The organism is Azospirillum sp. TSO22-1, from assembly GCF_003116015.1.
In the GTDB taxonomy this organism is placed as follows: Bacteria; Pseudomonadota; Alphaproteobacteria; order Azospirillales; family Azospirillaceae; genus Azospirillum.
In genome coordinates this window covers 1-24,470 of the sequence record NZ_LGQZ01000048.1, presented here as the reverse complement: position 1 = coordinate 24,470, position 24,470 = coordinate 1, and the positions used below count along the sequence as shown (strand labels likewise).

The window sequence follows — 24,470 nt, the reverse complement described above, 5'->3', positions numbered from 1 at the left end:
ACGTCACCTGACGAACTCCCGCCCCGTTCAGCCGAGCATCCCATGGATGCCGGCGCGGGGCGGGGTCCGGGCAAGGTGCAGGATACATCCGGAGGCGGACCATGCACGCTCGATTCACCTTCGCTCTCGCCGCATTCGCGGCCGCCATGGGAGCCGTCACCCTCGGTGCGCAGACACCGGCGGGCCCGTCGGAAACCAACTTCCGCGTCGCCACGACCGGCGACCTGGTGCGGCTGTGCGAGGCCAAGCCGACGGACACCAACGGCGTCGCCGCGCTGCATTTCTGCCACGGCTTCGCGGTCGGGGCCTATCAGTACCATCAGGTCGTGACGGCCGCCGAAAAGAAGCGGCCGCTCGTCTGCGCTCCGAGCCCCACGCCGGCCCGCAACGACGTCATCGCGGACTTCGTCGCCTGGGCGAAGCAGAACCCCAAGCAACTGGAGGCTCCTCCCGTCGAAGGGATGTTCCGCTACCTGGCGCAGCGTTTTCCGTGTCACGCCTGATACGGCCGGCGCCTGATGGCATCGTCCGTACCACCCTGTCGATCAATGCCACCGCATTGATCTGTCGGGTTTTGCCGGCGGCGCTCACCGACAGTGACCATGCGCCGCCGGTATGACCGCCTCGCTACGCTCATTCAATGCCAGCCGTGATGGGGGGCGCCATGATCTTGAAGACGTTTATCGCCGTCGTCGCCGTAGCCGTTCCGCTTGCTGCCTGCAGTGACATGAACCCGACGCAGCAGCGCGCGCTCACCGGCACGGCCGGCGGTGCCGCGGGCGGAGCCGTCATCGGCGCCATCGCCGGCAACGCCGGCATGGGCGCGGCCATCGGCGCCGGGGCCGGCCTGGCGGGCGGCCTCCTCTACGATTACCACAAGCGGACCGAGGACACGGCCTACCAGCGTGGCGTGAAGGAAGGCTCGCAGAAGAAGAGCGGAGGCTGAGGCCGCGGCGCGGCTCACGGACCTCTCGCTTGCCTGGACAGGGGCGCGGAACGGCTATGGCTGAGCTCATGCGGCTCGAAATGCTCGACGGGCGGACCCTGGCGATCCATTGCGCCGGGGACTGGACCGTGCGGCACGGGATGCCATCCGTCGAAGCGGCGGCCACGTACGTGACGGGCCAGCCGGCGCCCGCCCGGGTGACAGTCCAGGCGGTCGGGCTGGGGCTCTGGGATTCCTCGCTGGTTTCCTTCGTGGCCGGCGTCGAGGCGCTGTGCCGCGCGCGAACGATCGCCTTCGACAAGGACGGCCTGCCGTCCGGCGTCCGGCGCCTGGTGGATCTGGCCCTGGCGGTCCCGGAGAAGACGGGGACGCGGCGCGCTGCAGGCCGAAGGCCCTTTCTCGACCTGGTGGGCGAGAGGACGTTGCGCGCGTGGAAGGGGATCGAGGATACGCTCGCCTTCCTCGGGGAGGCGACCCTGTCCTTTCTCCGGCTCCTGGTCGGGCGGGCGCGTTTCCGCGGCTCCGACCTCCTGCTGACCGTGCAGGAGTGCGGGGCGGAGGCGCTGCTCATCGCGTCCGTGATTTCGCTGCTCGTCGGGCTGATCCTCGCCTTCGTCGGCGCCGTGCAGCTGCGCACCTTCGGGGCGGAGATCTATGTGGCCAACCTCGTCACCGTGGCGATGACGCGCGAGATGGCGGCCATCATGACCGCCATCGTGCTCGCGGGGCGCACGGGGGCGGCCTTCGCCGCGCAGCTGGGCACCATGCAGGCCAACGAGGAGATCGACGCGCTGACCACGCTGGGGGTCTCGCCGGTCGATTTCCTGGTGCTGCCGCGCATGCTGGCGCTGATGCTGATGATGCCGCTGCTCTACCTCTACGCGGCCTTCGCCGGCATGGTCGGGGGATTCCTGGTCGGCATCGGCATGCTCGACCTGACCGGCACCGTCTATCTGGAACAGACGCGCGCCAGCTTCACCTTCACCGATTTCTTCATCGGCTGGGGCAAGAGCGTGCTGTTCGGCGCGCTGGTCGCCGTGGCCGGCTGCATGCGCGGCATCCAGTCGGGGCGCAGCGCGGCGGCCGTCGGCAACGCCGCCACGTCCGCGGTGGTCACGGCGCTCGTCTACATCATCATCAGCGACGCCGTGGTGGCCGTCCTCCTCAACATCATCGGCCTGTAGGGGAGGGGCGCGTGGAAGCGGAAACCCCCAGGATCGCCGTCCGGAATGTCGACATGGGGTTCGGCACCTACGTCGTGCAGCGGAACGTCAGCTTCACCGTGCGCCAAGGCGAGATCTTCGTCATCATGGGCGACAGCGGCAGCGGCAAGAGCACGATGCTCAAGCACATGATCGGGCTGATCCGGCCCGCGCGCGGCGACGTCTTCTACGACGGGGACAGCTTCTGGGGCGGCGGCACCGACCGGCAGATGGCGATCAGCCGGCGCTTCGGCGTGCTGTTCCAGAGCGGCGCACTGTGGAGTTCCATGACGCTCGCCGAGAACGTCGCCCTGCCGCTCGGGCTCTACACCGCGCTCGACGCGCGCGAGGTCGCGGAGGTGGTGTCGCTGAAGCTGGCGCTGGTCGGCCTGCGGGGGTTCGAGGAGTACTACCCCTCCGAGATCAGCGGCGGCATGCGCAAGCGCGCCGGGCTGGCGCGCGCCATGGCGCTCGACCCCGACATCCTGTTCCTGGACGAACCGTCCGCCGGACTCGACCCGCTGAGCTCGCACCGTCTGGACGACCTGATCCTCGAATTGCGGGACAATCTCGGCAGCACGGTGGTCATCGTCACCCACGAGCTCGCCAGCATCTTTGCGATCGCCGACAACGCCGTGTTCCTCGATGCGGAAAGCCGGACGGCCATCGCGCACGGCGACCCGCGGGTCCTGCTCGACGAGGCGGAAAGCCCGAAGGTCCGGGAGTTCCTGCGCCGCGGCGAGCCGGCGCACGCGTGACGGCGCCGGCACGGGAAGGAGACATCGCATGGCGGCAAAAGCCAATCCCAAGGTCGTCGGAGGGTTCGTCGTCGGCGCGGTGGCGCTGCTGGTCGCGGCGGTCGCCCTGTTCGGCGGCGGCAACATGCTGGCCGAGCGGCCGCGCGCCGGCAGCTACTTCCAGGGCTCGGTCTCCGGCCTGGAGATCGGGGCGCCGGTGACCTACCGCGGCGTGCGGGTGGGCGAGGTGAAGTCGATCCGCATCGAGGTGGACAGCGAAACCCTGGCCGCCCGCATGCCGGTCGAGTTCGAGTTCATCCCCGGCTCGGTCCAGTGGAGCGACGGGGCACCGCACTACGAGGAGTATCCGCGCCTGATCAAGAAAGGGCTGCGGGCCAAGCTGGTGTCGCAGAGCCTGGTGACGGGGCTGCTGGCGATCGAACTCGACTACGTCCCGGACACCCCGGCGACCCTGGTCGGCGGGTTGCCGCCGAAGGTGCTCGAGATTCCCTCGGTCCAGTCGGACCTGGAGACGCTGAAAACGGCGCTGGCCAACCTGCCGCTGGACAAGATCGCCGCGTCCCTGGTGCAGGTCCTGTCCCGTGTGGACGCCCTGCTCGCCGAGCCCGAATGGCGCAACGCGCTGATCGCGCTTACCGGCGGCCTGCAGCACTTCGAGTCCCTCATGGCGACGGTGAACGCGCAGTCGCAGCCGCTGCTGGGGGATATCGGGGGCACCGCCAAGGAGACCAGGGAGACCATCGCGACGCTGCGGAGCGACCTGCAGGGAGCCGTCGCCGACCTGCGCGGCGTCCTCGGCAAGATCGATGGGGAGGTGAAGCCGCTCAGCACCCACGTGACCGGGGCCGTGGCGGCGGCGGAGAAGGCGTTCCGGCAGGCGGACACCACGCTGCGGACGGTCGATGCGGCGCTGGACCCGCGCTCGCCCTTGCGCGGCAACCTGGAGCAGACCCTCAGCAACCTGTCCATCGCGTCGAAGTCCCTGCGCTCGTTCGCCGACCAGCTCGACCGCCGCCCGAACGTCCTGATAACCGGACGGTGACCTCCATGCCCCCACACGCGTTCCCGCGCCGATGGCTTCTGTTGGGCCTTGTGGCCGCGTCCACGGTGGCGGGCTGCTCCGGCGCGGAACCGCGTCTCTACGTGCTGGCGCCCATGGAGCCGGACGAGGTGGCCAAGCGCGGCGGGAACCGGTCGATCGGGGTCCAGCTCGTCTCCCTGCCCGAATACCTCGACCGCTCGGAGATCGTGACCCACACCAGCGCCAACGAACTGCGCGCCAACCGCGACGACCGGTGGGCCGAGCGGCTGCCAAACAACGTCACGCGCGTCCTGGCGGAAAACCTGTCCACCCTGCTGGCCAGCGACCGCGTGCACGTCATGCCGTCCCGGAACGGCGACCGGGCCGATTACGAGGTGCACGTCGACATCGACCGTTTCGAGCGGGCCGCGTCGGGGCAGAGCGTGCTCGACGCGCGTTGGACGATCTCCGACGGCGCCACCCAGAAAGTTCTGGTTCGGGACGAGACCCGTCTGGCCAACCGCGCGCGGGACCAGGGATATCCGGCGCTGGTGGCGGCCATGAACGACAACCTGACGGTGCTGAGCCACGAAATCGCGGGGGCGATCGCCAAGCTTCCGCAGAAGGGAGGCCGAAGGGCGAGTTCCTGACCTCCGCCGAGGGTGGTCGGACCGGCCCGCATTCCATTCCGATTCAAAAGGGGGTTATCGATGAAGAGCCTGATGCGGCTGACATGGCCGGCACTGTGCGTTTCCCTGCTGATCGCGCCCGCGATGGCCGCCGACGCGCCGCCGGCCGGCGACCCTTCCCAGGCGGCCGCTCCGGTGGCCGCTCCGGCGGAGGCCGACGAGAATCCCATCGACAGCGCGGCTCTGGAAACCCTGAAGCGCATGGCCGACACCCTGGCGAAGGCTTCCGGCTTCAGCGTGACCATCCGCGCCAACTACGACGTGGTGCAGGACACCGGCGAGAAGATCGAGTTCGGCGAGCGGCGCACCGTGAAGCTCCAACGCCCCGACGCCCTCATGGTCGATGCGCAGGAGAGCGACGGCAAGCGCACGCTCGTGACCTACGACGGCAAGGCGATCACCGTGTTCAACCCGGCGGACAACGCGTACGCCCAGGTCGAGAAGCCGGGCAGCGTGGACGACGCGGTGCGCCATCTGGTCCAGGACCTGCAGGTCAAGGTGCCGCTGGCGCTGATGCTGGTCAGCACGCTGCCGAAGGAACTCGAGGAACGGCTCGAGGCTCTCGACTACGTGGAGCGCGACACGCTGACCCCGGTTCCCACCGACCATCTCGCCGGCCAGACCGAGGACATCGACTTCCAGATCTGGATCTCCACCAGCGATCCGCCGCTGCCGCAGCGGATCACCATCACCTACAAGAACGACGAGGGGGAACCGCAGTTCCGCGCCGACCTGTCGGACTGGAACCTGAATCCCGGTTTCTCCCCCGCGCAACTCGCCTTCCGCCCGCCGGACGGAGCCGAGCGCATCCCCTTCCTCATCAGGGTTCCGCGGTCCATGACCGGGCAGGCGCCGACGCCTGACGACAAGAACCTTGGAACATCCGGTGCATCCGGCAGCACGGAAGGAGCTCCGAAATGACATCCCAATCGACACGGATTGCCCTTTCCATCGCCGCCTCGGTCATCCTGGTCGCCGCCTCGGTGGCGGACGCCTACGCCCGTGGTGGCGGTCGCGGCGGCGGTGGAGGAGGAGGCCGGGGCGGCGGCGGAGGCGGGTTCTCCCGCCCGAGCGGCGGCGGCGGCGGTGGATTCTCCCGTTCGGGCGCCGCCGCGAGCGGCAGCTTTTCGGCGTCGAGGTCGGCGGGCGGAGCCCGGCAGGCCGGCGGCGCCCAGTTCTCGGGGCAGCGCGCGGCATCCACGCAGGCCACCCGGCAGACCGGCGCCCGGCAGGCCGGGGCCACCGAGCGGTCCGGGCAGCGCGCCGAGACACGGCAGTCCCGCGTGGAATCCCGGGAGAGCTCCGGTTCGTCGCGCCAGGAGGAACGCACCGAGCGTCAGGGGCAGCGGCAGCAGGGGCAGACCGAACGCACGGAAGCCCGCCAGCAGGGCCAGACCGAGCGCACCGAGGCCCGGTCCCGGGCCGCGGAGAACATCTCCGGCAACTGGGACGGTCACGGCTACGGCTACGACTACGACGATGACCACTGGGGCTACGCCTTCGCCGGGGCGGCGGTCGGCGCGACCGTCGGCTTCATGGCGGGAGCCGCCGTGGCGTCGCCGACCTACATCACCACGCTCCCGTGCTCGCCGACGGTCGTGGCGGCGTCGGGCGTGAATTACTACGGCTGCGGCGGCACCTGGTACAACCGCAGCTATGTGGAGGGGAACGTCACGTACGTCGTCGTCAATCCGCCTCCCGGCCATTGACGAAGATCTGCGCGGCACCGGTCCGGGTCCAGGTCATTGCAGAGGCGCGGAATGATCCAAAAGGGAATACGATCAGCCAAAGGCATGGCCGTGTTCATGCTGCTGGTTTCAGGCATTCTCCCGGCGGCGTGCGCGACGGGCATCGACGCGCGGCCTGACCTGCACGCCGCCTTGGATCGGTACCGATACGAGTTCGTCAAGGTGCACCCGGGAGAGGTGCTTCCGGCCTCGGATCCCGATTACGTCCTCTTCGCCGAGGCGATGCGCCTGGTGCTTGGCGCGTATGTGAACCCCACCGCACCCCACCTCCTGGTCGATCGGGCGCTGGAGGGGATGTGGGCACGGAAGGAGAGCGAGCCCGAAGCCAGCCGCCATGCGCTGACGGAGGGTGCGATCGACGGCATGCTGGCGGGGCTCGATCCCTATTCGGGCTTCCTCGACGCCGAGCATGTGCACAATCTGCGGGAGCAGATGCACGGGGAGTACGCTGGCTTCGGCATGGACGTCGCGATGGACGACCGCACGGGATTCCTGCGCGTCGTCAGCTCCGACAAGAACTCGCCGGCGGCCCGTGCCGGCGTGCGCTCCGGCGACCTCATCGTCACCATAAACGGCCAGCAGGTCAGGGGGCTGACCCTGAACGACGTGGCGGCCCGTATACGGGGGCCGGCGGGCCGTGCGGTCGACATCCAGGTGCTCCGGTCCGACAGCAGCTCCCCGGTGCGGATCAGCATGATACGCACCGTCTTCAAGGTCCGTCCGCTCCTGTACCGGTTGGAGGGCAACGTCGCCTATATCAGCATCGCCTATTTCAACGAGCAGACGGCGCAAAGCCTGACGGAGGCCATCGACGCCATGCGCGTCCAGGCCGGAGGCCGGTTGGCGGGCGCCGTTCTGGACCTGCGGAACAATCCCGGCGGCCTGCTCGAGCAGGGCATCAAGGTCGCTGGGCGCTTCCTGGGAGGGGCGGAGATCGTATCGACGCGTGGTCGCGCCGCAACCACGCAGCACTACCGCAGCGGCGATTCCGCCGACGTGCTGCGCGGGGCGCCGCTGGTGGTGCTGATCAACGGCTTCTCGTCCTCGTCCTCGGAAATCGTTGCCGGCGCGCTGCAGGACTACAGGCGCGCTCTGCTGCTCGGGACACGCAGCTATGGCAAGGGGACGGTCCAGACGGTCTTCTGGCTGCCGACCGGAGAGGGCATCCGGCTGACCACGGCGCACTACTTCCGCCCATCCGGCGCCTCGGTGGAATGTTTCGGCATTTCCCCGAACGTCGAAATCATGCCCAGCCCGCATCAGAAAGGACCAGTGAACCCGGCCCCGGCCGTGACCGCCTTGCCCGACCACGCGGCGTGCGACCAGACCACCGCCCCACCCCCGCCGCGGAAGTGGCTCATGGCCGAACTCTGCCCGGACATCGCCCGCGTGGCATCCGGGGCAATGCCGGGCATGGTGTTGGACGTGCCTCTCGAATGCGCCCTTGCCACCATTCGCACGGGCCGGATGAAGACGGTCGCGCAACCGTAAACCGCCCGCGCTTCATGGCGGATCGAGGGAACCGAGGCGGATCAGCGCGCAGCGCAACGCCGACAGGCCGGCGTGCCCGTCGCGCGCAAGGCGCAGCGTGGCGGGCAGGCTCCGGGGCTCGCGCAGCAAGTGCATGACGAGGCGGAGCGGGCGGAGACGGCCGTCTCCCCCCACCCCGGCGAGAGCCAACGGGGGAACGGTGGCGTCCGGGGGATCGGCGACCGCCCGCAGCACCAGGAACGGCAGGCCGGCGTCCTGTGCCGCCAGCGCCACCGCCGCGCTTTCCATGTCGACCGCGGCCGAGCCGCTGCGCCCGGCCAGCGCCCGCTTGTCGGCCGGCGTTGCCGCCATCCGCGGCACGCTGGCGATGCGCCCGCCGGACAGGCTCACGCCGGCTGCCTGCGCGCGTGCCAGCACGGCGGCGCGCCACGCCGGGCTGACGGCGCGCTCGGAACCGTCGGGCAGGACGACCCCCGAGGCGAGAAGCAGCGTGCCCGCTTTCAGCCCGTGGGCCAGACCGCCGGCGAGCCCGAAGCTGACCAGCGCGGTGGCTCCGTGGGCCACCATCTCCTCCGCGAGCCGTTGCGCGCGGTCCGCGTCCGCACCGCTGCACGCGACCAGGGGCGCGGTGCCGGACAACGCCCGCAGGACCCGGGCCTCGGCCCGGACCCCGGTGAGAATCCCCAGGCGGGTCAAGGGTTATAGGCCCAAAAATCATAAACCATGGCCGACACGCCGGCTGTTGCGACGCTGGAGCGTGCGGTAGCGCGCCAGGGCCCACAGGGGGAAATAGGCCGCGTACCCGTGATAACGCAGGTAGAAGACGCGCGGAAAGCCCACCCCCGTGTACAGGTCCTCGGCCCAGCGGGCTCCCGCCCGCGGCGCCCGTTCCAGGTGGTCGATGCCGCGCCGCACGGCGTCGCTGTCGACGGCGCCGGCCGCCATCAGGCCGAGCACCGCCCAGGCCGTCTGCGACGGCGTGCTGGCCTTCACCTCGGCCTTGCGGTCATGCCAGTAGGTGGCGCAGTCCTCGCCCCAGCCGCCGTCCGGGCGCTGGCGGGATTCGAGGAATCCCACCGCACGCCGCACGGCCGGCGACTCCGCATCCTCGCCGACGGCGTTGAGCGCGCACAGCACCGACCAGGTGCCGTAGACGTAATTGGTGCCCCAGCGGCCGTACCAGGACCCGTCGGCCTCCTGTTCGCGCAGCAGGAAGCCGACCGCGCCGGCCACGGCCGGATGGTCGCGCTCCAGGCCGATCTGCGCCAGGAAGCCCAGGCAGCGGGCGGTCACGTCCGCTGTCGGCGGGTCGAGCAGCGCGCCGTGGTCGGCGAATGGGATGTGGTTCAGGTAGTAACGCGTGTTGTCGGCGTCGTAGGCGCCCCAGCCGCCATTGCGGCTTTGCATGCCCAGGACCCATTCGGCCGCCCGCGCGACCGCATCGGCGTAACGCCGGGGATCGGCGCGGTGCAGCGCCATGGCGACCACGGCCGTGTCGTCGACGTCCGGGTAGAGGTCGTTGCGGTACTGGAACGCCCAGCCCCCCGGCCGGGGCGCGCCGTTGCTCCGTCCCTCCGCCCAGTCACCGGCGCGGTCCAGGATCTGCCGGTCGCGCAGCCAGTCCAGCGCCGGCCGCAGCGCCGGGCCGTCCGGCGGCTCCCCGGCTTCCAGGAGCGCGTGCGCCGTCAGCGCGGTGTCCCACACCGGCGATGCGCAGGGCTGGCAATAGGCGCGGTCGCCGTGGCCGACCAGCAGCCGGTCGATGGCGCGCCGCGCGGCGACGGCGTGGGGATGGTCCTGCGGGTAGCCCAGGGCATCGAGGGCGAGGACCGCGTTGACCATGGCGGGAAAGATCGCGCCCAGCCCGTCCTCGCCGTTCAGGCGCTCCAGCAGGAAGGCCTCCGCCGTTCGGAGCGCACGCCGGCGCAGGGCCTGCGGGATCAGCGGCTCGGCCGCGCGCAGCGCCTGGTCGAGCAGGAGGAACGCCGTGCCGAGAGGCGACCCGGTGGGATTGACGTTGTAGCGGCGCTCCCGGTCGGGCGGCGTGACGAACAGCTCGCCGATGTGGACGTTCCGCGTGTTGCGGGCGCGCGGCTTCAGCGCCTGGAGGATGAGGAGCGGCACGAGCACGACGCGCGACCAGTAGGCGATCTTCGAGAGATGCACCGGGAACCAGCGCGGCGCGAGCATCAGTTCCACCGGCATCACCGGCACCGCGCGCCACGGCACTTCGCCGTAGAGCGCCAGGAGAACGCGGGTGAAGACGTTGCTGCGGGCGGCTCCCCCGGCGGCGAGGATGGCCGCGCGCGCGCGGCGCATGTGCTCCGCCTGCGGGTCGTCGCCGATCATCTTGAGCGCGAAGTAGGCCTTCACCGAGGCGCTGATGTTGGCGTCGCCCTCGTGGAACAGCGGCCACCCGCCGTCGCGGCGCTGCCTGGCCCGCAGATAGCGGCCGATGCGGGCCTCCAGTCCGGTGTCCGGGGGCGTGCCGAGGAAATGGCAGGTCAGGACGTATTCGGCCGGGATGGTGGTGTCGGCTTCCAGCTCGAACACCCAGTGGCCGTCGTCCCGCTGCAACGCCTTCACCGCCGCCGCCGTCCGGCCGACCAGCCGGTCGAGCGGGCTCGACCGGGTCTCCAGGGCCGGAGTGCGCGGGAAAAAGGGCTGTCCGTCCATGGGCGCCGGTTACGTCGACGGTCGCCATGCCGGCCGCAGCAGCCCCCGGCCGAGGGCCGCCCACAGCTTCCGCGGCTTGCCCAGCATCAGCGTCGCGTCCGCGCCATGCCAGCCGCGCGTCTCCAGGGCGTCGAGGATCCCCTCGTAGATGCCCATCATCAGCAGGGCCGGGCGCAGCCGGGCGCGCCGGCACTGGAGCAGGGCGCGGTCCGCCTCCGCGAAGCGGGCGCGCGCCCTGGCGGCCAGGGCGCGGCAGGCGGCGTCGAGGGCGGGATGGGCGAGCACCGCCGGGATGCCGGCGGCCGGGTCGATGCCGTGGCGGCGCAGCAGGTCGCCCGGCAGGTAGAGGCGGCCCCGTGCCGCATCCTCGCCGATGTCCCGCAGGATGTTCGTGAGCTGCAGCGCCTCGCCGAGAGCCCTGGCGAAGTCGCGCGCCTCCGGCTCATCCGCCCCGAAGGCCCGCAGCGACAGCATGCCCACCGCCCCGGCCACGCGGCGGCAGTACACCTCCAGCGTCGCCGTGTCCGGGGCGTACAGGCCGTCGCCCAGGTCCATCTCCATGCCGTCGATGATCGTCAGGAACTCGTCGCGCGGCAGGCCGAAGCGCCGCACCGCCCCGATCAGCGCCCGGCTGGTCGGGCGGGTCGGATGCCCGGCGTACAGGCGCGCGACCTCGATCCGCCATGCGTGCAGTTCCGCCCGCTTGACCGCGTCGCTGTCGTCCCCGTCGGCGATGTCGTCCACTTCGCGGCAGAAGGCGTAGATGGAATACATCGCCTGGCGCCGCTCGGCCGGCAGGATGCGCATGCCGAGATAAAAGGATGAACCGGACCGCTTCACCACGTCGGCGATGTAGGCGAACGGGTCGAGGCCGTCGGCGTCCTGGACGTATCCGGTCATTGTGCCGACACCTCCTCAGGGGCCGATCCGAACCGGATCGGCACGGAAACGAGCGTCCCTGGAAAAGCCGTCGTGCTGCGGCTATTCCCGGACTCGCCGCATCAGGGCGTTGAATTCCTTGCGGTCTATGGTGCTGTCGTGATTCGTGTCCGCGTTCTTGAAGGCCTTATCCACGACGTTGAGGAATTCAATGGTGTTGATCTTACCTTCCGGCCCGGCGATCTCGTCGAAGACGTCCGCCGGCAGCGCCGTTTCATTTTTTGTCAGAACAAGGTCTTTGTTGCGATCCAGAAGGTAGAATATCAGCATCTGATTGTTCTTGAATTCGGGCATCGAGATTACGCCGTCGTGGTTATCGTCGAGCAGATCGAAGATTGCCCGGTCGCGCTTCTCGTACGATGGTTTTCCGGCGCCCCACGCCGGAGTGACGGCGTGGGCGGCGAGAGCCAGGATTGCCAGCAGGACCATTCTCGCTCTCGCCGTCACGACCGACCTCCTGTTATGGCCTGCGCCATTCCCGTACCGAGGAGGAGCAGGGACAGGACGCCGCGTCGGGAGTGCACGCAGGCCTGCCCTGTGCGCCCATCAAGCCGTACGTGGGGGCGCCGCGGAAGTAACCGGCGGCGGCTGTGGCCGATGCTACGGTAACGCCCTGGTTTCCGGCATGGAGCGCGGGCGACGCACAGAGCTTCAGTCGATTGCGCGTGTCTGGACGGAGGCGGACAGCCGTCTCATGCGAAGCGCGGCGATCGCGCAGTCGAGGGGGCGGTCCGGGGCGTCGGCGGCGACCTCGGGGCAGAGCGCGGCGGCCGGCGTGGTCTCCAGCGGCGGGGCGATGGCGATGGAGCACGGCGGACGGCCAAGGTACGGCTTCCCTCCTGCGCGGCCTTCCGCCCCCGCCTCGGACGACGGGGCCGGCCGGATCTCGACGTTCGGTGCGATGCCGACGCAATCGACCACGCCGCCGGACGGCCGGAAATAGCGTGCGGTGGTGAGGCGGACGGCCTCGCCGCCGGGCAGCCAGTAGACGGTCTGGACCGAGCCCTTGCCGAAGCTGCGCGTACCGAACACGACCGCCCGCTGGTAGTCCTGCAAGGCGCCGGCGACGATTTCAGCCGCCGATGCCGACCGGTTGTTGATCAGCACCGCCATCGGAAGCCCGGCCAGCACGTCCGCGGATGCGCCCGAGAAATAGTGCCGCGTTCCCACCCCGTGTCCGCGCGTGGACACGATCTCCGCGGAGCCGACGAATTGTTCGGCGACCTTCACCGCCTGTTCGACAAGCCCGCCGGGATTGTCCCGGAGATCGAGAACCGCGCCCGCCAACTGGCCGCGGCTCTGCCGGCGCAGGCTCATCAGGGCATCGGCCAGCTGCGCGCCGGTCTGCTCGTTGAACTGCCGGATGCGGATGTAGCCGATGTCGCCGGCCAGCCGGTGGGTGACGGGACGGAGCTTGGAACGTTTGCGGATGGCGCCGCCCTGCCCGCCGGCATCGGTGGCGTCGGCGTCGGCCGTCGAGGGGCCCTCGACGTCGAGGCTGGCGCGGTCCCCATAGATCTCGTCGCGCAATTCGCGCACGCGCTCCGTGCTGAGGAACGCCGAATACGGGTCGAGCGCGGCCAGCATGCTGTCGATCGCCGCCTCGGTCAGCACCCGCGTCGATGCGTCGGGGTTGCCGTATCGCTTCATCCGATACCCATCGACGGCCGCGGCGACCAGCGCGCGCGGATCGGACGGCGTGACGTACGATTCCAGAACAAGGCGCAGCGCGTTTCCGAACAGCGCGTGGTCCGCATCCTGGTCCGGGTACGCCGCGCCGCGCGGCCGCATCGGGTCGACTCCGAGCCGGTATTGATCGAGGGCCACCCGCACGTCCGCGCGGTCGTCGATCCCCCGCGCGCACGCGCCCAGGAAAGCGCAGGACAGAAGCAGAGCCAATCCGACCACCAGCTTCGTGGGTTTGCGTCCCGCCTTCATTTCGCCGACCTGCAGCAAGTCATATATCTTTTTTGATAAATGTCATGCAAATGCATAGGACTGCAACGCTTCCGATGGCCTTTGCATCGGTGTCCTTAAAAGGACACGGGCGATCTGTTCTAAGCACCGCCCGTATGCGTCAGCCAAGCCACGGCGTCCGCCAAGGCATCGTTCAGGGGGCGTGGGCGGTAGCCGAGGTCGCGGGCCGCCTTGCCGCCGTCCACGCCTCCGGCGGCGAGCGCCAGACGCACGCCGGTGACCGGCGCCCGGGGAGGGCGATGGGAGAGGTGGTCGCTGACCCATTCGTCGAGGGTCGCGGCGGCCATGGCCAGCGGGGCGGGGACCGTCCACCGGCGCCGGGGGCGGCGCCCGGCCAACCGGTCGAGGCGGGCCGCAAGGTCGGACAGCCGGACATCGCTCCCGCCCAGGATGTAGCGCTCGCCCACCGTTCCGCGCTCTGCCGCCAGGATCATGCCGTCGGCAACGTCGCGGACATGCACGAGGTTGAGCGTGCAGTCCAGGATCAGCCGCGGCCCGGCGTGCAGGAAGAGGCGCAGCATGGCGGTCGGCGGCGTCGGCCCGCGGTCGCCCGGCCCGACGGGGGCCGTCGGATTGACCACCACGAGCGGCAGCCCCGCGGCGGCGGCGGCCAGCGCGTCCTTTTCCGCGAGGTATTTCGAGCGGCAGTAGGGACCGGCCATGGCCTCCAGGCCGGGATCGGACCGCTCGTCCACCGGCTGCCCGCCGCGCCCGGCCATCAGCACGCTTTCCGTCGAGCAGTGGACGAACCGGCGCACGCCGGCCCGGGCGGCGGCCTCCAGCACGGCCTGTGTCCCGCCGCGGTTGATGCGCTCGAACGTCGACCGGTCGCGGTGCCAGAGCTGCGCCACGGCGGCGAGGTGGAACACCCGGTCGACGTCCTCGAACGCCCGTTCCACCGCGTCGCGGTCGAGGACCGAGCCGTGCAGGACCGTCACACCGGGTGGCGGGGCCACGGGTGGGACGATGTCCAGGATGCGCACGCGCTCGCCGCGTTCCGCCAGCGCCGCGACGAGATGGCCGCCGATGAACCCGCTGCCGCCGGTGACGAGCGACAGGCCCATGCCCTCACCCCCCCCCGAGCAGCCGGTCGGCGGCGGCGTTGAGGTCGTGCGCCAGCCCCGGCAGCCCGCCGTTGCGCAGGATCGTCTGGAATTCCGAGCGCTGCGTGGCGACCTGGCTGATGGTGCCCTTGGCGAGCACGTCGAGGATCTTCCAGGTCTGTCCCTGCGGCCGAAGCACGTAGGTCAGGCGTACCGGCTCCTTCCCCGGCTTCTTCACGTGGGTGTCCACCAGCGTCGTTCCGCGCGGTCCGTCCCGCTGTCCGGTGATGTCGAAGCTCTGCCCCTCGTAGGAGTCGAAGCGATCCACGTACTGGGCCGCGCTGCGCCGGGAAAACGCGTCGAGCGCCTGCCGCTGTTCGGCTTCGTTCGCGCGCTCGAAATAGGGGGCGGCGGCGACGCGCAGCGCCGCCTCCAGGTCGAAGGTTTCCTGCATGACGGGCATGAAGCGCTGGAGCCGGGCGCGCGACGGTTCGCGCGTGCCGCCGCGCATGAGGTCCAGCAGTGCCTGGTTCAACCGGGCGACCGGTGCCGAAGCGCCGGCCTGCGCCGCCGGCGGGCTCTGGGCCCGTGCCGTAGCCGGGCCGCCGACCGGACCGGCCGCCATGGCCAGGAGCAGCAGGGCGGCAAGAGGGCGTATCCACGTCGGGGGTTCGGCCATGGCCGTCTCCATCGGTTTCCGTTCGCAGATCCCCGATATGGCGATGCCCATCGGAGAAGTCGCGTCAACCATCTGCATGAGGTGCGCCGGCCGGGTGGCCGGGCGTATCATGCCGGGCGCGTCGGTCAGAAGGAAGCGCATCCCCATGGAGCGAGAGCCGAACCGCTGGCTTCCCAGCACCGACCATCCGCTTTACGGCTGCGACGCGTTGACGCTGCTGACCGTCCTGGCGCGCAACGGCGGCGTGGATGCACGTCACCTTCCGACGCTGGCCGTTGCGGCGGCCTCGGCCCTGCTGCGCGCGCCGTTCTCGCTGGCGGAGACGGCCTGGGTCGCGTGGGCGCGCCGGCGTGGCGCCCCGCTGCCGGCGCCGGTCTTCATCCTGGGGCATTGGCGCAGCGGCACCACGCACCTCTACAACCTGCTCAGCCGCGACCCGCAGTTCGGCTTCATCCCGCCGGTCGCGGTGGGCCTGCCGTGGGACATGCTGGGGCTCGGTGCCGTTCTGCGGCCCCTCCTGGAGCGGGCGCTGCCGGAGCGGCGCTACATCGACAACGTCGCCGTCCGGCCGGATTCCCCGCAGGAGGACGAGATCGCGCTGGCGAACATGTCGCCGCTGTCCTTCTACCACGGGCTCTACTTCCCGCGGCGCTTCGACGAGAATCTGAGGCGCGGCCTGTACCACGAGGGATGCTCGCCGGCGGAGACGGAACGCTGGCGCCGCCGCTTCGTCCATTTCCTCGGGAAGGTGGCGCTGTCGCAGGGCGGGCGGCGCCTGCTGATCAAGAACCCGGTGTACAGCGCCCGCGTCGCCATGCTGCGGGAGATCTGGCCGGACGCCCGCTTCATCCACATCCACCGCGACCCGCGGGCGGTGTTCGTGTCCACGGTCCACTTCTACCGCACGCTGCTGGACAAGCTGGCGCTTCAGCCGCACGGCCACATCGACGTGGAGCAGGTGGTGCTCGACCACTATCCGCGGATCATGCAGGCGCTGCTGGACGACACCGCCGGCCTGCCGGCGGACCGCTTCGCCGAGGTCGCCTTCGAGACGTTCGAGCGCGATCCGCTGGCGGAGGCGGCGCGCCTCTACCGCACGCTCGGTCTTCCCGGTCATGAGGCGGTCGAACCGCGGTTCCGGGCCTATCTCGCGGGCGTGCGCGGCTACACCAAGAACCGCTTCCTGCTGTCCGACGCGGGGCGGGAGCGGGTCGAGCGGCGCTGGGCGCCGTTCGTGGCGCGCTGGGGCGAGCCGGCGGCGGCCCCGTGATCCGGGTGCTGCTGGCGCTCGGCCTGCTGGCCGGCGGGGTGGGGAAGGCGGTGGCCGACTGCCGGGTGGTGGCGGTCGTGGCGCAGGGGCGGCCGGTGGTCGGCATCGAGGATCTGGTCGTCGATGAAGCCTTGGGGCAGGCGGTGCTCTCCGCCTACGACCGCGGGGCCGATCCGGAGAAGGCCGGCGGCGGACTGTTCCTGCTGCCGCTCGCGGCGCTGGCCGGCGCGCGGGCCGAGGCCGTCGAGCTGACCTCCGGCTTCCGTCCGGCGAGCGGGTTCCGGCCGCACGGCATGGATCTGCGGGCCGAGGCGGACGGAAGCCGTTCGGTGCTGGCGATCAACCGGCGGTGGGACGGCGTCGTGGCGGTCGAGCGCTTCACCTTGCGTGGGACTACGCTGTGGCACCGCGGCTCGGTCGAGGATCCCCGGCTGTGCCGGGCCAACGAGGTGGCGTTCCTGGACGGCGACCGCTTCCTGTTCACCGGCGACCACGGCGGCTGCGGCTGGGTGGCGGTGGCGGTCGAGAACGTGCTGAACCTGCACCGTGGGTTCGTCGGCCTTGTGGATCAGGATCGGGGCCGGGACGGGGTGCGGGTGCTGGCCGACGGCATCGGGTTTCCCAACGGCCTGCTGCCGGACCCGGCCGCCGACCGCCTGTACGTCGCCGCGACGCGGGAGCGGGCGGTGCTGGTCTACCGTCTCTCCGCCCTGCTAGTCGGAAGCGCTTCGCCGCCGGTGGAACGCATCGCCGTGCCCGGCGGTCCCGACAACCTCAGCCGGGCGGCGGACGGCCGGGTGCTGGCGGCGGTGCATCCCTCGCTGTTCGCGCTGGCGCTGCACCGGTACGGCTGGCCGGGCGGCGTGGCGTCGACGCGCGTCGTCGCGCTGGGCGCGGACGGGGTGACGGTGGTCGCGGAGGACGACGGCCGGCGCCTGCCGGCCGCGACCGTGGCGGCGGCGTGGAGCGGCGGCCTCATCGCCGGGTCGGCGACGTCGGACCGTCTGCTGGTGTGCGGCGGCGGGTCCAGCGGTGCCAGCCGATCATCAGGCTCGGCAGCACGAGCAGAGCCGAAATAATGGTGAACAGGATGGCGACGGCCAGCAGGATGCCCATGCTGGACAGGCCGCGGTGGTTGGAGATCGCCAGCGTCGCGAAGGCGGTGCTGGTGGTCAGCGTGCTGACCAGGACGGCCAGCGGCGTGCTGGTGATCAGCAGTTCCACCCCGTAGTTCGCACCGGACGTCCCGGCGCGCTCCAGCTCCTGTCCGCGCGCGACCATGTGGATGCTGCTCGCCACGCCGAGCGCGAACAGCAGCGGGATGACGATGACGTTGGCGAAGTTGAAGGGAATGTCCAGCAAGCCCGCCACCGCCACCGTCCACAGCGCCGCCACCGCCAGCGGGACCAGGATCAGCACGACGCCCGACAGGCTGCGCTGCACCACCAGGAGCACGGCCGCGATCAGGACCAGCGTCAGCGCCGTCGCCTCCGTGAAGGCGCGCAGCACGATCCGTCCCGCCTGGGTCACCGTCACCGGCGCGCCGGTGGCGTGCGGCGCGACGGCCAGCACCGCGGTCGCGAAGCGCGCCATGTCGCGGCTGTCGGAGATGTCGTGGGTGGGCAGAACCTCCACCCGCGCCCGCCCGTCCGGCGCGATCCAGCGGCGGCGGATGCTGTCCGGCACGTCCCCGGCGGTCACCGGCCGCTCCACCTCCAGCCCCGCGCGCAGCCGGTCCAGCAGGGGCGGGACGCCGCCGGTGAGGGCGCCGTCGAGCGCCGCCAGGGCGGTCTCGCTTCCGGGAACGCGGCCGAGCGCCTCGGCGAAGCGGCCGGCGGCGGTCCGCGTCTCGACGCTGCCGTCGCTGCCCACCGCGAAGCGGCTCAGGTCGGCGCGGAGCGTCACCACGGCGTCGGCGCGTCCCGCCGGGGTCAGCGGAACCGGCTCCGCCGGCGCGGCGAGGCCCGGCCCCAGCAGCAGGGCCATGTCGGCGACGATGGGCAGCTTGGCGTCCTGCTCCTTCGGGACGAAGCTGGTGAAGGTGCGCACGCCGCCGACCTGCCCGTCGGTGCGCAGCCGGTCGGAGAGCGCCTGTGCCGCGGCCAGGTCGGGCTGCAGGACGTTGACGGCGTAGGGGGATGTGCGCGGCACCTCCGCCAGGTCGCGGTAGGTGCTGACGGCTTCGGTGCGGCGGTCCTGCAGGTTCAGCGGGTTCACGTCGAGCCGCACCCGCGGCAGCGCGGCGAGGGACCCGAGCACGGTGAGCGCGGTGAGCGCGAGCAGCGCGCCGTTGTGGCGGGTCATCCAGGCGGCGTAGGCGCGATCCTCGCGCTCGACCCGCACCACGCCGGGGCCGGGGCGCAGCAGGACGAACAGGGCCGGCAGCAGGGTCAGGCTGATGACCAGCGCCACCACCATGCCGAGCGCGGAGATCACCCCGAACTCGGCCAGCCCGAGATACTCGGTCGGCACGAAGGACAGGAAGCCGATGATGGCGCACACCGTGCTCAGCACCAGCGGCGGGCCGACGCCCCGCGCCGCCTCGATCACGGCGGCGCGGAGCGGCAGGCCGCGGCGCAGTTCCTCCTGGTAGCGCAGGCCGAGGTGGCTGCCGAAATCGTCGCCCAGGCCGAAGAAGATGACCGCGCAGGTCACCGAGATCAGGTTCAGCCGGCCCACCGTCACCGCCGCCAGCCCGGCGCTGAGCGTCAGGCCGAGCATCAGGGTGATCATCATGGCGGCGATCATCCGTCCCGAGCGCATCCCGGTGACCAGCACGGCCGTCACCAGGATGAAGGACAGCACGGTGGCGATCCAGGCCGTGTCCGCCACGGTGTCCAGCTCGGTCTGGCGGAGCGCGATGGCGCCGGTGACGCGGGCCGTGACGCCGCCGCCGTCCGGTTCGCCCTTCAGCGCCTCGATGCTCCGGCGCACGGCGTCGAGCGACGGCCGGCCGCGGCCGAAGGCGGTGTCGGCCAGCACCGCCTGCGCCGTCACGAAGCGCCGGTTGCCGAACCGCTCCTCGTCGTGCAGCTTGACCAGGGCGACCCACGACACCGGCTGCGGGGTGCCGGATGCCACCCCCTCCGTCGCCTCGGCGAGCCGGTCGAGCAGGTCGGACAGGGCGGCCGGCGCGTCCTCGCCCGCGTGTTCGAGGACCGTGCCGAACATGCCGGCGAGCCCGCGCAGGTTCGGCGCCTCGTTCAGCGTGCCGAGCGCCGCCTGCGCCCCGGCGAGCCGCGTGGCCAGATCCTGGAGGTCCGGCGGGTCGAGGAACAGGAGGCCGTTGCGGCGGAAGTACGGGTCCGCCGAGGGCACCTCGATGTCGGAAAGAGCCTGCGCCTGGCCGCGCATCAGCTCGGCGAGGCGTTGCGCCGCCGCATCCGAGCGCTCCGGCGAGGGTGAGTCGACCACCACGACGATCTGGTCGTCGAGGAACGGAAAGGCCTGCCGGTACGCCTCCGCGTCGCGGCGGAAGGGCACCTCGGGCGCGATCATGTCGGTGGTGCTGGTGTTGATGCGCAGCCCGTTCACCGAGACCCACCCGGCGAGCCCGGTCAGGAGCAGGGTCAGGACCAGGGTGGAGACGGGCCATCGGCACGCCGCCACGCTCATCGACGCCAACAAGGATTGCGCCAGAGTCACGAGGCGTGTTGTCGCTGGATGGGGCACGTGGACCGGTCCCGGCATTGAAATCACAATGCGTAGAAGCAGATAAATCTTGAACGTGGCGTTGATCCGCTTTGTCGGATCTTTGTAACGGTATAGCAAAGCGTAACATTCGAGAACCGGGTTCAGGAAAATCGGCGGTGGTACTCACGTTGCGTGCGCAAGGGCTTGGCGCCGCGATTGCCCTGGTGATCGCGCTGGACGCCGGAAACGCCGCCGCGGCGGAGGTGACGGTGCGCGTGCGCGGGGTGGCGAACGACCGCGGCTTCGTCGTGGTGGCGCTCTGTACTGCCGACGTGTTCATCGGCGGCCGTTGCGCGCTGCGCGGCTCGGCGCCGGCCCGCCTGGGAACGGTTCCCGTGGTCGTCGGCGACGTGCCGCCGGGAACCTACGCGGTGCGGGCCTATCACGACGAGAACGCGAACGGCCGCATCGATCGCAACATGTTCGGCTTGCCGCTGGAGGGGTACGGGTTCGGCAACGACGCCAGGGTCGTGCTCTCGCCGCCGAGCTTCGCCGATGCCGCCATCATCGTGGGCGAGCGGGGGACGGAGACGGCGCTGACGCTGCGCTACTGAAGGGGGAAGTCATGTCGGGCAATGGCAACGGCCGGGACTTATGTCCGCTTCTCTACGAGATCAACACGCGCGTCTGGCTGCGCCAGCGCGGCGTGGAACTTGGCCGTCCCGCGACGCTCGACGACATCGCCGACGCCGAACTCGACCGGCTGGCCGGGCTCGGCTTCCGCTGGGTGTGGATGCTTGGCGTCTGGCGGACCGGGGCGTTCGGGCGGCGGATGTCGCTCGACCGCATGGACTGGCGCCACGAGTTCCTCGACGCGCTGCCCGACCTGGAGGAAGCGGACATCTGCGGTTCCTGCTTCGCCGTTGCCGGGTACGACGTGTCCCCGGAGTTGGGCGGGGACGCGGCCTTGCGGCGGCTCAGGGCGCGTCTGCGCGACCGGGGGGTGCGGCTGATGCTCGACTTCGTGCCCAACCACACGGCGTTCGACCATCCATGGGTGCGGCAACGGCCGGACCTGTACGTCCAGGGCTCCGCGGACGATCTGGCGCGCGCGCCGGACGATCATGCCCGTGTCGATACGGAGCACGGCCCGGCGATCCTCGCCCGCGGCCGCGATCCGTACTTTCCGGCCTGGCCGGACGTGGCGCAGCTGAACTACGGCAACCCGGCGACGCGGCAGGCCATGCAGGAGACGTTGCTGGCCATCGCGGAGCTGTGCGACGGCGTGCGCTGCGACATGGCCATGCTGATCCTGCCGGAGGTGTTCCAGCGCACCTGGGGAATCGCCGCCGAACCCTTCTGGCCCGACGCGATCCGCCGCGTCCGCGACCGGCACCCCGGCTTCCTCTTCATGGCGGAGGTGTACTGGGATCTTGAATGGACGGTGCAGCGGCAGGGCTTCGATTGTGCCTACGACAAGCGCCTTTACGACCGGCTCGTCACCCGGACGGCCCGGTCGGTGCGCGATCACCTGTGGGCGGATCTCGGGTATCAGCAGGGGCTGGCCCGGTTCCTCGAAAACCATGACGAGCCGCGTGCCGCCGCCGCGTTTCCCTGGGACGTTCATCAGGCGGCGGCCGTGCTGTGCTATCTGACGCCGGGCCTTCGCCTCTTCCACCAGGGCCAGTTCGAAGGGGTGGCGAAGCGGGTGCCGGTCCATCTGTCGCGTGCTCCGGCCGCCGCCCCCGACCGCGCGGTGTCCGAATTCTACGCGCGGCTGCTGGGGGTCCTCCGGCAGCCCGTGTTCCATGACGGCGACTGGCGCGGCCTCGAACCGGTCGAGGCGTGGCCGGGCAACGGGAGCTGGGACGGCTTCGTCGCCTTCCAGTGGACGGGCAGGGCGGGAGCGCACTGGATCGTCGTGGTGAACTACCGGCCCGACCACGGCCAGTGCTACCTCCGCTGCCCCGGCATGGCCGGCGGCCGGGTCGTCCTGGCCGACGCGCTGGGGTCGGCGCGGTACGAGCGCGAGGGCGATGACCTCGCCTCACGCGGCCTCTATCTCGACATGCCGCCCTGGGGCCGTCACGTGTTCGAGCTGACGCGCCCGGCCGGCTGAGGATGCGGCGGGGCGGTGCCCGGTCCGCCCAACGCCACGCGGAGCAGCTTGAGCGGGTGTGCCAGGCTGTCGGCGACCGCCGTCGGCTCGTACCCGCAATGCGCCATGCAGTTCGCGCACTTCTCGTGCCGGCCCGTGCCGTAACGGTCCCAGGCGGTGTCCTCCATCAGCTCCCGGAACGACGCGGCGTAGCCTTCGCCCAGCAGGTAGCAGGGCCGTTGCCAGCCGAAGACGTTCCGCGTCGGCGTCCCCCACGGCGAGCACTCGTACGGCTGGTTGCCGGCGAGGAAGTCGAGGTACAGCGCCGAATGATTGAGCGGCCAGCGCATGCCCCGCCCCAGCCGCAGCACGGCGCGGAACAGCTCGTGCGTGCGGCGGCGGGTCAGGAAATGGTCCTGGTCCGGCGCCTTCTCGTAGGCGTAGCCGGGCGCGATGGTCACCCCTTCCACGCCCAGCTTGGTGAGCCAGTCGAGGTAGGCGGCGACCTGTTCCGGCCGGCTGTCGTCGAACAGCGTGGCGTTGACCCCGACCCGGAAGCCGCGCGCCTTGGCCGCCCGGATCGCGGCGACCGCCTGGTCGAACACGCCGTCCTGGCACACCGCCCGGTCGTGCTGTTCGCGGAAGCCGTCGAGGTGGACCGAGAAGGTCAGGTAGCGGCTCGGCGTGAAGAGATCGAGCTTCTTGCGCAGCAGCAGCGCGTTTGTGCACAGGTACACGTAGCGGCGGCGCGCCACGATGCCGGCGACGATGGCGCCGATCTCCTTGTGCAGCAGCGGCTCGCCGCCGGGGATGGAGACGACCGGGGCACCGCATTCGTCGACCGCGTCCAGGCACTCCTGCACACTCAGCCGGCGCCGCAGGACGGCGTCGGGATAAGCAATCTTGCCGCAGCCGGCGCAGGCAAGGTTGCACTGGAAAAGCGGCTCCAGCATCAGGACCAGCGGGTAGCGTTTCCGTCCGGCCAGTCGCTGCGCGAGGACGTAGCGCGCGACGGCGATCTGTTGGTGCAGGGGGATCGGCATCGCGCTCTCCCGGGTGAGGCGGTGGTCGGTCAGGCGGCCCGGTCGGGGTCCAGCTCGTCCGGCAACCGGAACCGGACGTTTTCGACGATGCCGCTGAGTGTTTCCAGATGGATCGGGCGCAGCGCGGCGAGGTGGTTCACCACCCCCTGCACGAGGAATTCGGGGGCGGACGCGCCGGCGGTGATGCCGACGGACGACACGCCCTCCAGCCAGGCGGCGTCGATGCCGCCGGCGTCACTGATCAGGTGGCAGGGCTTCCCCATGGCGGCGCCGATCTCGCGCAGCCGGTTGGAGTTCGAGCTGTTGGCGGCCCCGACCACGAACACCGTGTCGACCCGCCGCGCCAGCTCGCGCACCGCGGTCTGGCGGTTCTGCGTCGCGTAGCAGATGTCGTTCACCTGGGGGCCGACGATGCGCGGAAAGCGTTCGACGAGCGCCTCGATGATCTCGCGGGTGTCATCGACGCTGAGGGTGGTCTGCGTCACGTAGGCGACGCGGCCGGGATCGCGTGGCCGCAGACCGGCCACGCCGTCGGCGGTGGACACGAGGTGGACGGTCCCGCCGACCTGTCCCACGGTGCCCTCGACCTCGGCATGCCCCTGGTGGCCGATGAGGACCACGTCGTACCCGGCGGCGGCGTAGCGCCGGCCCTCGCGATGCACCTTGGTGACCAGCGGGCAGGTGGCGTCGATCACGTGCAGGTTTCGCGCCCGCGCCGCGTCCTCGACCGCCTTCGAGACGCCGTGGGCGCTGAAGATGGTCACCGCGCCGTCGGGAATCTCGTCCACCTCGTCCACGAACCGCGCGCCGCGCGCCCGCAGCGCGTCCACCACGTGCCCGTTGTGAACGATTTCGTGCCGCACGTAGACCGGTGGGCCGAAGGTGTCGAGCGCCCGCTCGACGATCTCGATCGCCCGCTCCACGCCGGCGCAGAAGCCCCGCGGCTGGGCGAGGATCACGGTCAACGGACGCTCGGACATGCTTTGCCCCCCGAACCGACACCCTGTTTCAACAGACATCACGCGGCCCCGGTCTCCGTTCCCGATCGGACCTGAGCCAAAAGGTGGGGATGGACGGCGTCGGTCATGATGCCCAGCGCCGCCAGCGCGGTGGCGACGATGGACCGGGCGTTGAGGCCGGCCTCCTCGTACTGCTTCACCGGCGAGTCCTGCGGCAGGAAGCGGTCGGGCAGCACCATCGGGCGGATCTTCAGCCCGCCGTCGAGCAGGCCGGAGGTCGCCAGGAACTGCAGCACGA

The 24,470-nt window shown here is 70.9% G+C and carries 24 protein-coding genes; 13 read left to right on the top strand and 11 right to left on the bottom strand.

All coding sequences use genetic code 11. The features are described from left to right. Window positions 1–101: 101 nt before the first annotated feature. From TSO221_RS13745 to TSO221_RS13700, 9 genes are all read left to right on the top strand, one after another. Window positions 102–503 carry a Rap1a/Tai family immunity protein gene (locus tag TSO221_RS13745; RefSeq protein WP_109119068.1) on the top strand — a complete coding sequence of 134 codons (402 nt, stop codon included), beginning with the start codon at window positions 102–104 and terminating at the stop codon, window positions 501–503. A gap of 161 nt (window positions 504–664) precedes the next feature. Further along, window positions 665–946, top strand: a complete 282-nt coding sequence (locus tag TSO221_RS13740; RefSeq protein ID WP_109119067.1) for a glycine zipper family protein — start codon at window positions 665–667, stop codon at window positions 944–946. Between the two features lie 56 nt (window positions 947–1,002). Then, window positions 1,003–2,130, top strand: a complete 1,128-nt coding sequence (locus tag TSO221_RS13735) for an ABC transporter permease (RefSeq protein WP_109119066.1) — start codon at window positions 1,003–1,005, stop codon at window positions 2,128–2,130. Between the two features lie 53 nt (window positions 2,131–2,183). After that, on the top strand, window positions 2,184–2,906 hold the full coding sequence (locus TSO221_RS13730) for an ATP-binding cassette domain-containing protein (RefSeq protein WP_109119065.1): 723 nt from the start codon (window positions 2,184–2,186) through the stop codon (window positions 2,904–2,906). 28 nt (window positions 2,907–2,934) lie between these two features. After that, entirely contained in the window at window positions 2,935–3,948 is a 1,014-nt protein-coding gene (locus TSO221_RS13725; RefSeq protein ID WP_109119064.1) for an MlaD family protein, read from the top strand. 50 nt (window positions 3,949–3,998) lie between these two features. Next, complete coding sequence (locus TSO221_RS35415; protein ID WP_247878045.1) at window positions 3,999–4,577, top strand: PqiC family protein; 579 nt, start codon at window positions 3,999–4,001, stop codon at window positions 4,575–4,577. A 60-nt stretch (window positions 4,578–4,637) separates the two neighbouring features. Next, complete coding sequence (locus tag TSO221_RS13715; RefSeq protein WP_109119063.1) at window positions 4,638–5,537, top strand: DUF2092 domain-containing protein; 900 nt, start codon at window positions 4,638–4,640, stop codon at window positions 5,535–5,537. Beyond that, window positions 5,534–6,325, top strand: a complete 792-nt coding sequence (locus TSO221_RS35410) for a hypothetical protein (RefSeq protein ID WP_158284086.1) — start codon at window positions 5,534–5,536, stop codon at window positions 6,323–6,325. The genes TSO221_RS13715 and TSO221_RS35410 overlap by 4 nt, the downstream gene beginning before the upstream one ends. 84 nt (window positions 6,326–6,409) lie before the next feature. Then, on the top strand, window positions 6,410–7,855 hold the full coding sequence (locus tag TSO221_RS13700; RefSeq protein WP_247878042.1) for a S41 family peptidase: 1,446 nt from the start codon (window positions 6,410–6,412) through the stop codon (window positions 7,853–7,855). Window positions 7,856–7,867: 12 nt separating this feature from the next. Here TSO221_RS13700 and TSO221_RS13695 read toward each other — a convergent pair whose 3' ends face one another. The 7 genes from TSO221_RS13695 to TSO221_RS13665 form a co-directional block, all read right to left on the bottom strand. Further along, complete coding sequence (locus TSO221_RS13695) at window positions 7,868–8,494, bottom strand: nucleoside phosphorylase (protein ID WP_158284085.1); 627 nt, start codon at window positions 8,492–8,494, stop codon at window positions 7,868–7,870. Window positions 8,495–8,569: 75 nt separating this feature from the next. Further along, entirely contained in the window at window positions 8,570–10,531 is a 1,962-nt protein-coding gene (gene shc / locus TSO221_RS13690) for a squalene--hopene cyclase (RefSeq protein WP_109119058.1), read from the bottom strand. Between the two features lie 9 nt (window positions 10,532–10,540). Then, window positions 10,541–11,431: a presqualene diphosphate synthase HpnD gene (hpnD, locus tag TSO221_RS13685; protein ID WP_109119057.1), complete on the bottom strand. Its 891-nt coding sequence runs from the start codon at window positions 11,429–11,431 to the stop codon at window positions 10,541–10,543. A gap of 81 nt (window positions 11,432–11,512) precedes the next feature. Further along, on the bottom strand, window positions 11,513–11,899 hold the full coding sequence (locus TSO221_RS13680) for an EF-hand domain-containing protein (RefSeq protein WP_109119056.1): 387 nt from the start codon (window positions 11,897–11,899) through the stop codon (window positions 11,513–11,515). A gap of 222 nt (window positions 11,900–12,121) precedes the next feature. Continuing rightward, a complete protein-coding gene (locus tag TSO221_RS13675) occupies window positions 12,122–13,426 on the bottom strand; it encodes a S41 family peptidase (RefSeq protein WP_109119055.1) in 1,305 nt (434 codons plus the stop codon). Window positions 13,427–13,527: 101 nt separating this feature from the next. Next, complete coding sequence (locus tag TSO221_RS13670) at window positions 13,528–14,511, bottom strand: NAD-dependent epimerase/dehydratase family protein (protein WP_109119054.1); 984 nt, start codon at window positions 14,509–14,511, stop codon at window positions 13,528–13,530. A 4-nt stretch (window positions 14,512–14,515) separates the two neighbouring features. Next, on the bottom strand, window positions 14,516–15,316 hold the full coding sequence (locus tag TSO221_RS13665) for an ABC transporter substrate-binding protein (protein ID WP_247878041.1): 801 nt from the start codon (window positions 15,314–15,316) through the stop codon (window positions 14,516–14,518). Between TSO221_RS13665 and TSO221_RS13660 the strand changes: the two genes are divergently transcribed. After that, entirely contained in the window at window positions 15,315–16,439 is a 1,125-nt protein-coding gene (locus tag TSO221_RS13660; protein WP_109119053.1) for a sulfotransferase, read from the top strand. The two genes, TSO221_RS13665 and TSO221_RS13660, sit on opposite strands and share 2 nt — an antisense overlap. Next, the gene (locus tag TSO221_RS13655; RefSeq protein ID WP_282187763.1) at window positions 16,436–17,518 is read left to right on the top strand and encodes a hypothetical protein; all 1,083 of its coding nucleotides are present in this window, start codon (window positions 16,436–16,438) and stop codon (window positions 17,516–17,518) included. The genes TSO221_RS13660 and TSO221_RS13655 overlap by 4 nt, the downstream gene beginning before the upstream one ends. On the opposite strand, the gene TSO221_RS13650 is transcribed toward TSO221_RS13655, so the two are convergent. Further along, on the bottom strand, window positions 17,415–20,054 hold the full coding sequence (locus TSO221_RS13650; RefSeq protein ID WP_247878043.1) for an MMPL family transporter: 2,640 nt from the start codon (window positions 20,052–20,054) through the stop codon (window positions 17,415–17,417). The genes TSO221_RS13655 and TSO221_RS13650 overlap by 104 nt on opposite strands. A 194-nt stretch (window positions 20,055–20,248) precedes the next feature. Between TSO221_RS13650 and TSO221_RS13645 the strand changes: the two genes are divergently transcribed. Both TSO221_RS13645 and TSO221_RS13640 read left to right on the top strand, forming a co-directional pair. After that, entirely contained in the window at window positions 20,249–20,686 is a 438-nt protein-coding gene (locus tag TSO221_RS13645; protein WP_247878040.1) for a DUF2141 domain-containing protein, read from the top strand. 11 nt (window positions 20,687–20,697) lie between these two features. Further along, on the top strand, window positions 20,698–22,191 hold the full coding sequence (locus TSO221_RS13640) for an alpha-amylase family glycosyl hydrolase (protein ID WP_109119051.1): 1,494 nt from the start codon (window positions 20,698–20,700) through the stop codon (window positions 22,189–22,191). On the opposite strand, the gene hpnH is transcribed toward TSO221_RS13640, so the two are convergent. From hpnH to TSO221_RS13625, 3 genes are all read right to left on the bottom strand, one after another. Next, entirely contained in the window at window positions 22,158–23,213 is a 1,056-nt protein-coding gene (gene hpnH, locus TSO221_RS13635; protein WP_109119050.1) for an adenosyl-hopene transferase HpnH, read from the bottom strand. The two genes, TSO221_RS13640 and hpnH, sit on opposite strands and share 34 nt — an antisense overlap. Before the next feature lie 29 nt (window positions 23,214–23,242). Continuing rightward, the gene (gene ispH, locus TSO221_RS13630) at window positions 23,243–24,193 is read right to left on the bottom strand and encodes a 4-hydroxy-3-methylbut-2-enyl diphosphate reductase (protein WP_247878039.1); all 951 of its coding nucleotides are present in this window, start codon (window positions 24,191–24,193) and stop codon (window positions 23,243–23,245) included. Between the two features lie 38 nt (window positions 24,194–24,231). Then, a partial coding sequence (locus TSO221_RS13625) for a hypothetical protein (protein ID WP_146208796.1) occupies window positions 24,232–24,470 on the bottom strand: 239 nt, incomplete at its 5' end.